This window comes from Streptomyces sp. HUAS YS2, assembly GCF_033343995.1.
GTDB classification, from domain to species: Bacteria; Actinomycetota; Actinomycetes; order Streptomycetales; family Streptomycetaceae; genus Streptomyces; species Streptomyces solicathayae.
Window position 1 is genome coordinate 5,746,135 of record NZ_CP137573.1, and the last position, 12,730, is coordinate 5,758,864.

Consider the following 12,730-nt stretch of genomic DNA (forward strand, 5'->3'; position numbering starts at 1 on the left):
CCTGCCGGTCCCGGCAGGGGGCGCGCTCGTGCTTCGTCCGGATCAGACCTGGCCGGCCTTCTCCAGGGCCTCGCAGCAGGTGTCCACCAGCAGGCGGGTCACCGTGTACGGGTCGACGTTCGCGTTCGGGCGGCGGTCCTCGATGTAGCCCTTCTGGTCCTGCTCGACCTGCCACGGGATGCGGACCGAGGCGCCGCGGTCCGAGACGCCGTAGGAGTACTTGTCCCACGGGGCCGTCTCGTGCAGACCGGTCAGACGGTCGTCGATGCCGGCGCCGTAGTTCTTGACGTGGTCGAGCGGCTTCGAGCCCTCGCCCAGCGACTCGCAGGCGGTGATGATCGCGTCGTAGCCCTCGCGCATCGCCTTGGTGGAGAAGTTGGTGTGCGCGCCCGCGCCGTTCCAGTCGCCCTTGACCGGCTTCGGGTCGAGGGTCGCGGAGACCTTGAAGTCCTCGGCGGTGCGGTACAGCAGCCAGCGGGCCACCCACAGCTGGTCCGCGACGTCCAGCGGCGCCAGCGGGCCGACCTGGAACTCCCACTGGCCCGGCATGACCTCGGCGTTGATGCCGGAGATGCCCAGACCCGCCTTCAGGCAGTTCTCCAGGTGCGCCTCGACGATGTCACGGCCGAAGATCTCGTCGGCGCCGACACCGCAGTAGTAGCCGCCCTGCGGGGCCGGGAAGCCGCCGACCGGGAAGCCGAGCGGACGCTCGCCGTCGAAGAAGGTGTACTCCTGCTCGATGCCGAAGATCGGCTCCTGAGCGGCGTACTTCGCGTAGACCTCGGCCAGCGCGGCACGGGTGTTGGACTCGTGCGGCGTCATGTCCGTGTTCAGGACCTCGCACATCACCAGGATGTCGGCACCGCCGCGGATCGGGTCCGGGCAGACGAAGACCGGCTTGAGGACGCGGTCCGAGGCGTGGCCCTTGGCCTGGTTCGTGCTGGATCCGTCGAAGCCCCAGATGGGGAGGTCGGCGAGCTCGGCGGAGGCGTCGCCCGTCAGGATCTTCGTCTTCGAACGAAGCTTGGCGGTCGGCTCGGTGCCGTCGATCCAGATGTACTCGGCCTTGAAGGTCACGGTGCCTCATCCTTTGGCGTGCTGCTGCTGCGGGAGACTTGCTGCGGCTCGCGACGCTGCGAGAGCTGCGGGGGTATGCGCGCAGCTTCGCAACACGGGATTTCCCGTCGGTTGCCCGTTTGTGAACCCCGTGTTACTCAGCCTTCCTTTGTCTCCCTGAGTCGCCGTGCGACCTCGTGGGCGTTCAGCAGCGATCCGAAGCCCGCCCGCTGGATCCGCAGCACCAGCTCCCGGTACGAGGTCCCCAGTGCCTCCGCGGTCCGGCCCAGGTGCCAGTCGTGGTCCGCCAGCCGCTGCAGCAGATGACCGCGCCGGATCTGGTTCTCGGACAGCCGGAAGGTCTTGAGGTACGCCGTGCGCCCCTTGTGGTCGGTGATCAGCTCGCCGATGTGCTGCTCCGTCCCGCCCCGCCGGAACGGAGGCAGGAAGCGCAGCAGCTCGAAGCCGTCCATCCGGTACACCCGCTCGAAGGCGTACGAGGTCTCCAGCAGGTCGCGGGCCATCAGCCCGTCGTGCCCCGCGGCCCAGTCCCGCTCCTGCGCGACGGCCGCGGCCCGCAGGTCCGCGAGCGTCCGTCCGCCCCCGGCGGCGTCCCGGATCCGCGCCGTGAACTCGGGCACCGGCGCGCCGTAGTGGGCGTACTGGTGCACCAGCTCCCCGTACAGGTCCTCCACCAGGGTGGGGTGCAGCAGGCGGTAGTCGTCCGGGTGCGGCACGACGAAGGCGGCGGCGAGCGCGTCGGCGACGTACAGCATCAGACCGCACTGCCCCGGGTGGATCTCGAACACCCGCAGTGCCTCGCCGAGCCCGGGCACCGACCAGCCCGCGTACGCCGCCTCCGCGCGCGGCGACAGACCCTGGCGCACCGCTTCCCGGGACCACTCCTCCCAGACCGTGGACGGGCCGCCGAAATGCAGCGCCAGATAGCCCTCCAGGGCGAGGTGCAGCGGCAGGAAGCGCAGCCGCGGCTCGGCCCGCCCGCTCTTCGCGCGCTGACGCTTGGCGAGCCGGTGGTGCGGGCCGCGCACCGGGACCGTCCGCGGCTCGCCCCCGAGCCGGGAGCCGTACGCCGCCGACTCCGCGCCCGCCCCCTCGCCGGACCAGTCCGCGACGAAGCCGTGCGGGATGTACGAGGTGTACGCGGTGCCGTCGCCGACGTCCACCCCGTGCCCCGAGCACGCGTACACCTCGCGGTGCAGCCGCAGCCCCGCGACCGGCGCCGCGCGCACCAGCGGGACCAGCCGGACGCCGCCCCACACCTGCGCGGGGCGGACCTCCAGGCCGGTCAGGTCGATCCCGGTCACCGGACCGCCTCCTTCAGGAACAGCTCCACCCGGCGGTCCAGATAGGCGCGCAGCTCCGCCAGGCCGGTCCGGCCCTCCGCGAACTGCGCGATCTCCACCAGCGCGGGCAGGTCCTCCGCGTCCCGGACGCCGGCGGTCGGCACGCTCGGCGCGAGCCGGCGCACGTCGAAGCCGTCCGGGTCGTATACGGGGTTCAGATGCACGGCCGCCGTGCGGCGCTCCGGGTCCAGGTGGGTCCGCCAGACGCGCAGCACCTCGCCCGCGAGGCCGGGCGGGGCGTTGTCCCAGCCGTCCGAGACGATCACCAACCGGTCCGGGGCGGGGCCCGGGGCCTCCAGTGCGTCGAGCACGCGCAGACCGAGCGGGGTCGGCCCGTGCGGCCGGACCAGTAGCGGGTCCGTGCCGCCCGAGGTCCAGTGCGCGGAGTACGACCCCGCCAGAGCCTCCAGGAGGAAATGGCAGCCGAGCGCCACCGCCAGCGGCCGGCGGCGCTTCACGCCCGAGCCGGAGGAGGAGTAGCTGTCGTCGAGCACGGCGGCGACCCGGCCCCAGGTCCCCGCGTACGGCCCCGCGGCCCGTGCGGCGGCGGCCCGCAGCGCGCCGGTCAGCTCCGTGCGCCGCGCCGCGCGCTCCTCGAAGGGGAGCGCGAGCACGTACAGCGCGAGCCGGGTCAGCGGCATCGTGGACAGGTCGGCCGCCACACCCGCGTGCCGCTGGGTGCGCAGCCGCTCGAGCCGGGTCATCCGGGGCGCGATCCGCTCCAGGAACACCCCGCGCGGGACGCCGTGCCGGGCGGCGAAGCCCTCGGCCACGGTGAACGGCAGCTCGTAGACCGCGCGCTGGTCGTGGTGGGCGCGGCGGTGCGCGTCCAGCAGGGCGTGGTCGTAGCGGGCCCGGCGGCGCGGCGCGAACAGGAAGTCACCGGTCTCGTCGTCCGGCAGCGGCAGGTGGAGATGGCGGGCGGCGGCCTTCAGACCGGCGCGGTACTTCACCGCGTCCAGGCCGAGGTCGGGCCGGGCGGCCAGCCAGTCGCGGACGATCGCGCGGGTGCGGCGGTTGTTGACCTTCGCGGCGCGCAGCGCGCGGAACAGCCGGTAGACCCGCTGCGGCGGCAGCAGCGCGAGGCGGGCGGCGATCAGCCGGCCCTCCTCCGCGCCGGCCTCGTGCGGGGTGCGCAGCAGGTGCTCGACGATCAGGGCCGCGTTGTGGTCGTTGACGTCCAGCGCCAGGCAGGCCGCGTACAGGGGCCGGTAGTTGACCCGCACGTACTCGTGCAGGAAGGCGAGCGACAGCCGCTGTTCGGCGGCGGAGGAGCGGAACTCCCGCTGCCCGGTGGCGGTGACGGCCGCGTTCACGAAGAACAGCACGTCCTCGGCGGCGACGAGATCGGTGACCGTCTCCGACATGGCTCCCCCGGGCTCTCGTGTCTGGGCGCCGGCCGGGGAATGGGGGCACGAACAGCGAAAACGTTGCTTCAAAGGCAGGTCCCGGAAGTCGCACCGGAGTCCCGCGGCCGGCGGAGGAAACGTAACACCGGGGGAGGGGCGGGGCGTACGGAGTTTCGGGCCGTGGGTTCGTGAAGGAGGGCGGCGGTTCGTGGAGGCGGGAGGCGACGGGCTTTTCCACAGGCGGCCCGCGAAGTCGGCGGGGCGGGCAGACTTGGGGCATGACGGAGACTTCGGTGGCCACTCCCCGTACGACCCGGGTGGGACTGGTCGGCACCGGCCCCTGGGCGGGGGCCACGCACGCGCCCGCGCTGGCGGCACATGCCGGTGTGGAGTTCGCCGGGGTGTGGGGGAGACGGGCCGGGGCGGCGGCGGAGCTGGCCGCCGGGCACGGCACGCGGGCGTACGAGGATCTGGACGCGCTGTTCGCGGCGTGCGACGCGGTCGCCTTCGCGCTGCCGCCGGACGTGCAGGCCCCGCTGGCGGTCCGGGCCGCCGAGGCCGGGTGTCATCTGCTGCTCGACAAGCCGGTGGCGACGGCGCCCGCCGCGGCGCGGGCGGCGGCCGACGCGGCGGAGAGGGCCGGCGTCGCCTCGGTCGTGTTCTGCACGCTGCGGTTCGCCGGGCCCACGGTCCGCTGGATCGACGAACAGGCCGGGGCGGGCGGCTGGTTCACGGCCCGCGCGCACTGGCTGGGCTCGCTGTACGGCTCCGGCTCCCAAAGCCCTTACGCCGCGTCGCCGTGGCGGCGGGAGAAGGGTGGGCTGTGGGACGTGGGGCCGCACGTCCTGTCGGTGCTGCTGCCGGTGCTGGGCGACGTCACGGAGATACGCGCCGTGGCGGGCCCGGCCGACACCCGGCACCTGACCATGCGCCACGCGTCGGGAGCGAGCAGCACGGCGACGGTCACCCTGAGTGCCCCGCCGGCCGCCGCGGAGGTGGGCCTGACGCTGTACGGGGAGCGGGGGAGCGTGGAGCTGCCGGACTGGGGCGACGCCCGGTCGGCGTTCACGGGCGCGGTCGACGCCCTGCTGGAGGCGGCGCGGACGGGAGTGCCGCACGCCTGCGACATACGGTTCGGGGTCCGGCTGACGGAGCTGTTGGCCGAGGCCGAGGGGAGCGTCGGGGCCGGGGGTGGTGCCGGGGACGGTGCCGTGCGCGCGGCGGCACCGTCGGCCGGCTAGCCCACGCGCTCGATGCGGGCCTTGCGGATCAGGAACTTGCCGGGCTCGCGGACCTGCTCGAAGGCCGCGTTGTTCAGGAGTGCGCAGCTGCCGGAGACGGAGGTGACCTCCACGGTCGTGGATCTGGCGTTGTCCAGGTTCGTGACCTTCAGGCGGGTGCCGAGCGGGAACTGGTTGCTGGACGCGGCGGGCGCGCCGCCCTCCCCGGAGAGCGTGACGGTGGAGCCGGGGCAGACCACGTCACCGCCGGCGGCGGGCGGCTGGACGGAAACGGGCGGTCGGGCGGGCGGCCGGGCGGCCGGGGGCTGGGCCGCAGGAGGCTGTGCGGCGGCCGGAGGCTGTGCGGCCGGAGGCTGGGCGGCGGCCGGAGGCTGTGCCGCCTCGCCTCCGCAGCCCGACGCGGCCTGCTTGCGGCGGATCTCCGCGATCACCGCCTCCCGATTGGCGATCCGGGCGTCCGACAGGGCGTCCGGGTTCGCCCGCTGGTCCGCGATGAATCTCTCGTTGTTGGCGAGCGCGCCGGCCAGGCCGTCGCAGGCCGTCGACGCCTGACTGGTCCCGGTCACCACCACCGCCGTCCCGCCGACCAGCGCGACCGCGCCGGCCAGCAGCGCGACCTTCTTCCTCGGGCTGAGCGTCCTCTTGCGTGACACGTCGGGCTCCTTTCGGTCCGTGTGCCGTTACGTACGAGTAGCACGCCGGTTCTGCTCAACTCTCCCTCAGGTCACTTCTGTTGGCCGGTGGCCCCAGAGCCTCGCGGAGCGCCGCGCACAGCGCGTCGAGCGCCGGTCCGTACCGCCGCTCCGGCGGGGTCGCGTACCCCACGACCAGCCCGTCCCGCGGCTCCGCCGTGCTCCGCGGATGCCGGAACCCGGCCAGCCCCTCGACGGCGACGCCCCGTCGCTCCGCCGCCGCGAGCGCCCGCGCCTCGGTGCCCGGCGGGAGTTCGACCACGGCGTGGAGCCCGGCCGCGATCCCGGTCACCCGGACCTCGGGGACGCGGTCCGCCAGGGCCTCGGTCAGCCGGTCGCGCCGGGACCGGTGCCGTTGCCGCATCCGCCGTACGTGCCGGTCGTACGCCCCGCCCGCCAGGAACTCCGCGAGCGTCAGCTGGTCGATCACGGAGGCGTACTGCTCCCGTACGCCCTTGGCCGCCACGACCTCGCCGACCAGCGGCTCCGGCAGCACCATCCAGCCGAGCCGCAGCGCCGTCGACAGGCTCTTGCTGACCGAGCCCATCAGCACCACCCGGTCCGGGGCCAGCCCCTGCACCGCACCCACCGGCCGCCGGTCGTACCGGAACTCGGCGTCGTAGTCGTCCTCGACGACGAGTGCGCCGCCCGTCCGGGCCCGGTCGACCACCGCCGCTCGACGGTCGTGGTGCAGGGGCCCGCCGGTCGGGAACTGGTGCGCGGGCGTGAGCAGCACGGCCCGCCCGCGGACCCCGTCGACCAGGGCCCCGTCCTCGTCCACCGGTACCGGCACGGTCCGTACGCCGCCGTCGAGAAGCAGGCGGTGGTGGAACGGCAGGCCGTACTCCTCGACCGCCCACGTCCCGCCGACCACCCGGGCGAGCAGCCGCAGCGCGTGCGCCGTGCCGGAGCAGACGACGATCCGCGCGGGCGTGGTGCGTACGCCGCGCACCCGCGCCAGGTACGCGGCCAGGGCCTGCCGCAGCTCGATCCGCCCCTGCGGGTCGCCCGGCCCGAACGCCTCGTGCGGCGCGGCGTTCAGTGCCCGCCGGGCGGCGGCGGCCCAGGTCGTGCGGGGGAAGGTCGCGGGATCCGGCTTGCCCTGCACCAGGTCGTACGTGGGGGCGGGCGCGACCGCGGGGGAGGGCGCCGGGGCGTCGGGCGTGGGGGCCTCGATCCGGGCGACCCGGGTGCCCGACCCCTGGCGCGCGGTCAGCCACCCCTCGGCGACCAGCTCCGCGTACGCGTCGGCGACGGTGTTCCGGGCGATCCCGAGGTCGGCGGCGAGCGAACGGTACGGCGGCAGCCTGGTCCCGGGCGCGAGCCGCCCGCCCCGCACCGCGTCCCGCAGGGCGCGGGTGAGCGCCGCGCGCCGGCTGCCGCCGCCGGCCAGCTCCAGATGCAGGTCGACCCCGAGGGCCCCGGACTCGGTCACGTGTCCGCTCCGCGCTCGTCGTCGGCCAGGATGTCCCGTACCCCGTGCAGGAAGCGGTCGATCGCCGCCGCCTCGGTCGCGTCGAAGCCGCGCAGCAGGGCCTCCGTACGGTGGATCAGCGGCCCGAAGTATGCCCAGCCCAGCTCCTTGGCGCGGTCGTCGACACGGAGCAGGACGCGTCGCCGGTCGCGGGGGTCGCGGACGCGGGAGAGGTGGCCGAGGCGTTCGAGCCGGTCGATCACCGCGGTCGTCCCGGCCGAGTTGAGGCCGAGCTCCGTGCCGAGCGCGCCGGGGGTGGCGTCGGTCCCCGCGCGCTCAGCGTCGAGCAGGCAGATCAGGGCGCGGACGTCGGTGGGGTGCAGCCCGTTCTCGCTCGCGAAGGCGGCCTGGCGCAGCCCGTACGCGACGGTGACGGCCCGCAGCAGATGGAAGATCTCCCGCTCGGGACTCTCCGGACTCTCGGACAACGGATCCACCCTCCTCTAATATCTCGCTCAACGAGATAAATGCTCGGCGAGATAACTGAGGAGCATCATGCCCGAGGACACCGCCCTCTCCACCGCCTTCTCCGCCGCGTACGACGCGGTCCTCGCCAAGTGGCCCGCCGGCACGAGCTCGTTCGACGTACCGACGCCCTTCGGCACCACACACGTCCACCGGTACGGACCCGACGGCGCGCCGCCCCTGCTGCTCCTGCCCGGCGGCGGCGCGACCTCCACCGGCTGGTACGGCGTCGCGGCCGAACTCGGCCGGACCCACCGCTTGTACGCCGCCGACCTGATCGGCGACCCCGGCCGCAGCGTCCCCGGCGACCGGCCGCTGCGTACGGCCGACGACCTGAGCGCCTGGCTCGACGCGCTGTACGACGGGCTCGGCCTGACGTCCGCCGCGCTCTGCGGGCACTCGTACGGGGCCTGGATCGCCCTCCACCACGCCCTCCGGGCGCCGGACCGGGTCGGCCGGCTGGTGCTCCTCGACCCCACGAACGCGTTCACCGGGTTCACCCCGCGCTACCTGCTGCGCGCGCTGCCGATGCTGCTGCGCCCCGCCCCCGCCCGGAACCGGGCCTTCCTGGCATGGGAGACCAGGGGCGCCCCGCTGGACCCCGCGTGGCGGGAGCTGGACGCCCGCACCGCTGACTTCCCGACCGTCCGGCCCGTCACCGGCCCCCGCCCGAGGCCAGAGGAACTCCGGCGCCTGGCACCGCCGACGCTGCTCCTGCTCGCCGAGCACAGTAGGGCGCACGACGTCCGCAGGGTCGCGGCCCGCGCGCGGGCCGCGGTGCCGCGCCTGGAGACGGTGACCGTCCCCGGCGCCACGCACCACACGCTCCCGCCGGCCACGCCGCCGGACACCCTCCGCCGCATCGCGGAATTCCTGGCGGCCGGCCGGTAGCGCCTAGCGCGACAGCGCGTCCCGCACGGCCTCCTCGGACCGCGCCACCACGGCCGTGCCGTCCTCGGCCGTGATGATCGGCCGCTGGATCAGCTTGGGATGTGCCGAGAGCGCGGCGATCCACTTGTCCCGGGAGTCGGCGTCCTTGGCCCAGTCCTTGAGCCCGAGCTCCTTGGCGGCCGCCTCCTGGGTCCGGGTGATGTCCCACGGCTCCAGCCCGAGCCGGTCCAGAACGGCGCGGATCTCGTCCTCGGTCGGCACGTCCTCCAGGTAGCGGCGGACGGTGTACTCGGCGCCCTCCGCGTCGAGCAGGCTGATGGCGCTGCGGCATTTCGAACAGGCGGGATTGATCCAGATCTCCATGCCCGCCACGGTACCGCTCCCGAGCCCCACCAGACCCCCTCAAAGCCCGTCTGGCCAGGGACGATTGTCAGTGGGCGGCACTAAAATAGAGGCTGAAGCGAGGGTCCCGGGGAGGGCCCCCGCCCACCTGCGCCAGGAGGTCGCCGCATGGCTGTCGCCACCATCTCGACGCTGCCCCTCGAAGCCTGGAAGCCCCTCACGAGGAAGCCGCTCCCGGCGGGCCTGCCCCGCGAGTGGTACATCACCCACAATCGCCGCCTGAAGGCCATGCGCCTCGCGATCGCCCTGATGGACTCGGGCGTCTACGCGCCCTCGCAGGCGGACGACGCCACGATACGCACCACCGCCGACCGCATCGGCCTGCACAACCCGTCCGGCATCACCTGCCGCATGGTCCGCACCCTCCTCCGCCGCTGACCGACCGACCGGCACGACGAAGGCCCCGCCACCCTCCCGAAGGAGGGCGGCGGGGCCTTTCGTCGAGGACGCTCCGGCTTAGAGGTCGAAGTAGAGCTCGAACTCGTGCGGGTGCGGGCGCAGCTGGATCGGGGCGATCTCGTTGGCGCGCTTGTAGTCGATCCAGGTCTCGATCAGGTCGGACGTGAAGACGCCACCGGCCTGCAGGTACTCGTTGTCCTCCTCCAGGGCGGTGAGGACGGCCTCGAGGTTGGTCGGGACCTGGGCGACGCCCGCGTGCTCCTCGGGGGCCAGCTCGTACAGGTCCTTGTCGATCGGCTCGGCCGGCTCGATCTTGTTCTTGACGCCGTCGAGGCCCGCGAGCAGCAGCGCCGAGAAGGCGAGGTACGGGTTCGAGGACGGGTCCGGCGCGCGGAACTCGACGCGCTTGGCCTTCGGGTTCGAGCCGGTGATCGGGATGCGCATCGCGGCGGAGCGGTTGCGCTGCGAGTAGACCAGGTTGATCGGGGCCTCGAAGCCCGGCACCAGGCGGTGGTACGAGTTCACCGTCGGGTTGGTGAAGGCGAGCAGCGACGGGGCGTGCTTCAGGATGCCGCCGATGTAGTAGCGGGCGGTGTCCGAGAGGCCCGCGTAGCCGGCCTCGTCGTAGAACAGCGGGTCGCCGTTCGACCACAGCGACTGGTGGACGTGCATGCCCGAGCCGTTGTCGCCGAAGATCGGCTTCGGCATGAAGGTCGCGGTCTTGCCGTTGCGCCAGGCGACGTTCTTCACGATGTACTTGAAGAGCATCAGGTCGTCGGCCGCGGCGAGCAGCGTGTTGAACTTGTAGTTGATCTCCGCCTGGCCGGCGGTGCCGACCTCGTGGTGCTGGCGCTCGACCTGCAGGCCGACGTTCTCCAGCTCCAGGGAGATCTCCGAGCGCAGGTCGGCGAAGTGGTCGACCGGCGGGGCCGGGAAGTAGCCGCCCTTGTAGCGGACCTTGTAGCCCCGGTTGTCCTCCTCCTTGCCGGTGTTCCAGGCGCCGGCCTCGGAGTCGATGTGGTAGAAGCCCTGGTTCGCCGAGGTCTCGAAGCGGACCGAGTCGAAGACGTAGAACTCCGCCTCCGGGCCGAAGTACGCGGTGTCCGCGATGCCGGTGGACGCGAGGTAGGCCTCGGCCTTCTTGGCGATGTTGCGCGGGTCACGGCTGTACTGCTCGCCCGTGATCGGGTCGTGGATGAAGAAGTTGATGTTGAGCGTCTTGTCCTTGCGGAACGGGTCGACCCGCGCCGTGGACAGGTCGGCACGCAGCGCCATGTCCGACTCGTGGATCGCCTGGAAACCGCGGATCGACGAACCGTCGAAGGCGAGCTCCTCGGTCGGGTCGAACGCCGTCGCCGGGATCGTGAAGTGCTGCATCACGCCGGGCAGGTCGCAGAACCGGACGTCGACCATCTTGACGTCGTTGTCCTTGATGAACTTCTGGACCTCGTCGGCGTTCTGGAACCCGTGCTTCTCGGACATCCAACTCCTCCTACTCCCGACCTGGGAAGGGCGGGGTTGTAGCTCGGTCGTGCGGCCAGTGCGGTGGCACACGCTGCACCCGACCATAGGCAGACGGGATTTCTCAATCATGACCCATTTGTTTCGCCCAAGTTAACCGGAGCGGGGTGCGGCGGGCCTCCGCAGCCGCCGTCGACACCCGGGCGGAAGTGATCGAAAACGGGCGCAGTACCGTGGTCGGGTGGACAACAGGCAAGCACTCGGATCATGGCTCTCCGGCCCGCGCGCGGCGGCCGAGGACGCAGGCGTCGACTTCGGATACCGGGGCGAGCAGCTCGGCCTGCCCGAGGAGGGGCCCGGCTCGATCGCCCGCCCGGGCCGGCGGATCGGCGCCCTCACGGTCGACTGGGCGCTGTGCCTGCTGATCGCATACGGCCTGATCACCGACGGCTACGAGCAGGCGACCGGCAACTGGGCGATCGTGATCCTGCTGGTCATGAGCGTGCTCACGGTCGGTACGGTCGGCTTCACTCCCGGCAAGCGGCTCTTCGGGCTCCGCGTGGTCTCGGACAAGGGCGGCCGGCTCGGCATCGTCCGCGTCGTGGTCCGCAGCGTGCTGGTCTGCCTCGCGATCCCGGCGCTGATCTGGGACCGGGACGGCCGCGGCCTGCACGACCGGCTCGCCGGCGCGGTCCAGGTCCGGATCTGAGCCCCCCGGGCGACACGGAGACACGAAGAAAGAAGGGCGCCCCGGCCATCCGGCCGGGGCGCCCTTCTTCGCGTGCGTCGCGTCAGCGCATCTTTCCGCCGCGCGGCATCCGCATGCCCTTGGGCATCGGGCCCTTCGGCAGCGGCATGTTGCTCATCAGGTCGCCCATCGCCCGGAGCCGGTCGTTGGTCGCCGTCACCTGCGGGCCGGAGAGCACCCGCGGCAGCTTGAGCATGGTCGTGCGGACCTTGCTCAGCGGGGTCTGGCCCTCCTCGTTGCCGACGATGATGTCCTTCACCGGCACGTCGACCACGACCCGGGCCATCTTCTTCTTCTCGGCCGCGAGCAGCGTCTTGACCCGGTTCGGGTTGCCCTCGGCCACCAGCACGATGCCCGCACGGCCCACCGCGCGGTGCACGACGTCCTGGTTGCGGTTCATCGCGACCGCGGGGGTGGTGGTCCAGCCCCGGCCGATGTTCTGCAGGACCGCGGCCGCCGCGCCCGGCTGGCCCTCCATCTGCCCGAAGGCCGCCTTCTCGGCCCGCCGGCCGAAGACGATGGCCATCGCCAGCAGCGCCAGGACGAAGCCCAGGATGCCGAGATAGATGGGGTGACCGATCGCGAAGCCGATCCCGAGGAGGACGCCGAGAACGACGATGCCCACACCCGCGACGACAAGACCGACCTTCGGATCGGCCTTTCGGGTCATCTTGTACGTCAGAACGATCTGCTTGAGTCGCCCTTGGTTCTCAGCGGCACCAGCGGTGTTCGTGTTTGCCTTCCTCGCCATGTCCTGAAGTTTACGTGGCGCTGGAAGTGCGGCCCGCCACCGCCTCCAGTACGTGCTGGGCCTCGACCCGGTCCTTGGCGCGGCGCCGGTCCTCCAGGACGGAGGTCCAGGCGTTGCGGCGGGCGGTGCGCTGCCCGCTGCCGAGCAGCAGGGCCTCCACGGCCCGCAGGGCGTCGGTCACGGACGGAAGGGCGGTGGCGCGGACGTGCGTCGCGGCCTGCATTCGGGGGTCCTCCCTCAAGAGCGGATGAGATGAGGTGGGGGGTAAGCAGCGGCGGTGAGTGATGCCAGGCTCACAGACTGGTGTTACCAGCGTGTGAGCCGGTGGTCAAACACTGATGAAACGTTGATGCGCCTGGACGAACGGCTCCGTGAACGACGACGCGGCCCGTACCCCGCTCCGACCTGCGGAGGGTGTACGGGCCGCGCCGATGCGG

Annotated in this window: 14 protein-coding genes; 4 read left to right on the forward strand and 10 right to left on the reverse strand. The window is 72.8% G+C overall.

The annotated features are described in order from the left end of the window. Positions 1 to 42: 42 nt before the first annotated feature. The 3 genes from glnII to R2D22_RS26640 all read right to left on the reverse strand — a co-directional run bounded on the left by glnII (position 43) and on the right by R2D22_RS26640 (position 3,787). Positions 43 to 1,077, reverse strand: a complete 1,035-nt coding sequence (gene glnII / locus R2D22_RS26630; RefSeq protein WP_318107207.1) for a glutamine synthetase — start codon at positions 1,075 to 1,077, stop codon at positions 43 to 45. Between the two features lie 137 nt (positions 1,078 to 1,214). Next, a complete protein-coding gene (locus R2D22_RS26635) occupies positions 1,215 to 2,381 on the reverse strand; it encodes an ARPP-2 domain-containing protein (RefSeq protein ID WP_318107208.1) in 1,167 nt (388 codons plus the stop codon). Next, positions 2,378 to 3,787 carry a hypothetical protein gene (locus R2D22_RS26640; RefSeq protein WP_318107209.1) on the reverse strand — a complete coding sequence of 470 codons (1,410 nt, stop codon included), beginning with the start codon at positions 3,785 to 3,787 and terminating at the stop codon, positions 2,378 to 2,380. Before R2D22_RS26640 ends, R2D22_RS26635 begins: the two co-directional genes overlap by 4 nt. A 260-nt stretch (positions 3,788 to 4,047) precedes the next feature. Here R2D22_RS26640 and R2D22_RS26645 point away from each other — a divergent pair, with 260 nt between their 5' ends. Continuing rightward, on the forward strand, positions 4,048 to 5,010 hold the full coding sequence (locus tag R2D22_RS26645) for a Gfo/Idh/MocA family protein (protein WP_318107210.1): 963 nt from the start codon (positions 4,048 to 4,050) through the stop codon (positions 5,008 to 5,010). On the opposite strand, the gene R2D22_RS26650 is transcribed toward R2D22_RS26645, so the two are convergent. The 3 genes from R2D22_RS26650 to R2D22_RS26660 are packed head-to-tail and all read right to left on the reverse strand — an operon-like array spanning position 5,007 to position 7,604. Next, positions 5,007 to 5,663, reverse strand: coding sequence for an RlpA-like double-psi beta-barrel domain-containing protein (locus tag R2D22_RS26650; RefSeq protein WP_318107211.1), 657 nt, complete (start codon positions 5,661 to 5,663; stop codon positions 5,007 to 5,009). The two genes, R2D22_RS26645 and R2D22_RS26650, sit on opposite strands and share 4 nt — an antisense overlap. A 55-nt stretch (positions 5,664 to 5,718) precedes the next feature. After that, positions 5,719 to 7,137 carry a MocR-like pyridoxine biosynthesis transcription factor PdxR gene (pdxR, locus tag R2D22_RS26655; RefSeq protein ID WP_318107212.1) on the reverse strand — a complete coding sequence of 473 codons (1,419 nt, stop codon included), beginning with the start codon at positions 7,135 to 7,137 and terminating at the stop codon, positions 5,719 to 5,721. Further along, the gene (locus tag R2D22_RS26660; protein WP_318107213.1) at positions 7,134 to 7,604 is read right to left on the reverse strand and encodes a MarR family transcriptional regulator; all 471 of its coding nucleotides are present in this window, start codon (positions 7,602 to 7,604) and stop codon (positions 7,134 to 7,136) included. The genes pdxR and R2D22_RS26660 overlap by 4 nt, the downstream gene beginning before the upstream one ends. Positions 7,605 to 7,671: 67 nt before the next feature. Between R2D22_RS26660 and R2D22_RS26665 the strand changes: the two genes are divergently transcribed. Then, on the forward strand, positions 7,672 to 8,532 hold the full coding sequence (locus tag R2D22_RS26665; protein ID WP_318107214.1) for an alpha/beta fold hydrolase: 861 nt from the start codon (positions 7,672 to 7,674) through the stop codon (positions 8,530 to 8,532). Positions 8,533 to 8,535: 3 nt separating this feature from the next. Here R2D22_RS26665 and R2D22_RS26670 read toward each other — a convergent pair whose 3' ends face one another. Next, positions 8,536 to 8,895, reverse strand: coding sequence for an arsenate reductase family protein (locus tag R2D22_RS26670; RefSeq protein ID WP_318107215.1), 360 nt, complete (start codon positions 8,893 to 8,895; stop codon positions 8,536 to 8,538). A 147-nt stretch (positions 8,896 to 9,042) separates the two neighbouring features. Here R2D22_RS26670 and R2D22_RS26675 point away from each other — a divergent pair, with 147 nt between their 5' ends. Beyond that, complete coding sequence (locus R2D22_RS26675; RefSeq protein ID WP_318107216.1) at positions 9,043 to 9,312, forward strand: hypothetical protein; 270 nt, start codon at positions 9,043 to 9,045, stop codon at positions 9,310 to 9,312. Positions 9,313 to 9,390: 78 nt separating this feature from the next. On the opposite strand, the gene glnA is transcribed toward R2D22_RS26675, so the two are convergent. Then, a complete protein-coding gene (gene glnA, locus R2D22_RS26680) occupies positions 9,391 to 10,815 on the reverse strand; it encodes a type I glutamate--ammonia ligase (protein ID WP_318107217.1) in 1,425 nt (474 codons plus the stop codon). Positions 10,816 to 11,035: 220 nt separating this feature from the next. Between glnA and R2D22_RS26685 the strand changes: the two genes are divergently transcribed. Next, complete coding sequence (locus R2D22_RS26685) at positions 11,036 to 11,503, forward strand: RDD family protein (protein WP_318107218.1); 468 nt, start codon at positions 11,036 to 11,038, stop codon at positions 11,501 to 11,503. A gap of 82 nt (positions 11,504 to 11,585) precedes the next feature. Here the strand turns inward: R2D22_RS26685 and R2D22_RS26690 are convergent, their stop codons facing one another. Together R2D22_RS26690 and R2D22_RS26695 are read right to left on the reverse strand one after the other, a co-directional pair. Next, on the reverse strand, positions 11,586 to 12,293 hold the full coding sequence (locus R2D22_RS26690; protein WP_318107219.1) for a DUF4191 domain-containing protein: 708 nt from the start codon (positions 12,291 to 12,293) through the stop codon (positions 11,586 to 11,588). Between the two features lie 10 nt (positions 12,294 to 12,303). After that, positions 12,304 to 12,516, reverse strand: a complete 213-nt coding sequence (locus R2D22_RS26695) for an SCO2195 family GlnR-regulated protein (RefSeq protein WP_318107220.1) — start codon at positions 12,514 to 12,516, stop codon at positions 12,304 to 12,306. Between the last annotated feature and the right edge of the window lie 214 nt (positions 12,517 to 12,730).

Bases quoted from the DNA above. Each gene is read 5' to 3' on its own strand.
- R2D22_RS26640 (WP_318107209.1), bottom strand. From the start codon at position 3,787: ATGTCGGAGACGGTCACCGATCTCGTCGCCGCCGAGGACGTGCTGTTC.
- R2D22_RS26645 (WP_318107210.1), top strand. From the start codon at position 4,048: ATGACGGAGACTTCGGTGGCCACTCCCCGTACGACCCGGGTGGGACTG.
- R2D22_RS26665 (WP_318107214.1), top strand. From the start codon at position 7,672: ATGCCCGAGGACACCGCCCTCTCCACCGCCTTCTCCGCCGCGTACGAC.
- R2D22_RS26670 (WP_318107215.1), bottom strand. From the start codon at position 8,895: ATGGAGATCTGGATCAATCCCGCCTGTTCGAAATGCCGCAGCGCCATC.
- R2D22_RS26675 (WP_318107216.1), top strand. From the start codon at position 9,043: ATGGCTGTCGCCACCATCTCGACGCTGCCCCTCGAAGCCTGGAAGCCC.
- glnA (WP_318107217.1), bottom strand. From the start codon at position 10,815: ATGTCCGAGAAGCACGGGTTCCAGAACGCCGACGAGGTCCAGAAGTTC.
- R2D22_RS26690 (WP_318107219.1), bottom strand. From the start codon at position 12,293: ATGGCGAGGAAGGCAAACACGAACACCGCTGGTGCCGCTGAGAACCAA.
- R2D22_RS26695 (WP_318107220.1), bottom strand. From the start codon at position 12,516: ATGCAGGCCGCGACGCACGTCCGCGCCACCGCCCTTCCGTCCGTGACC.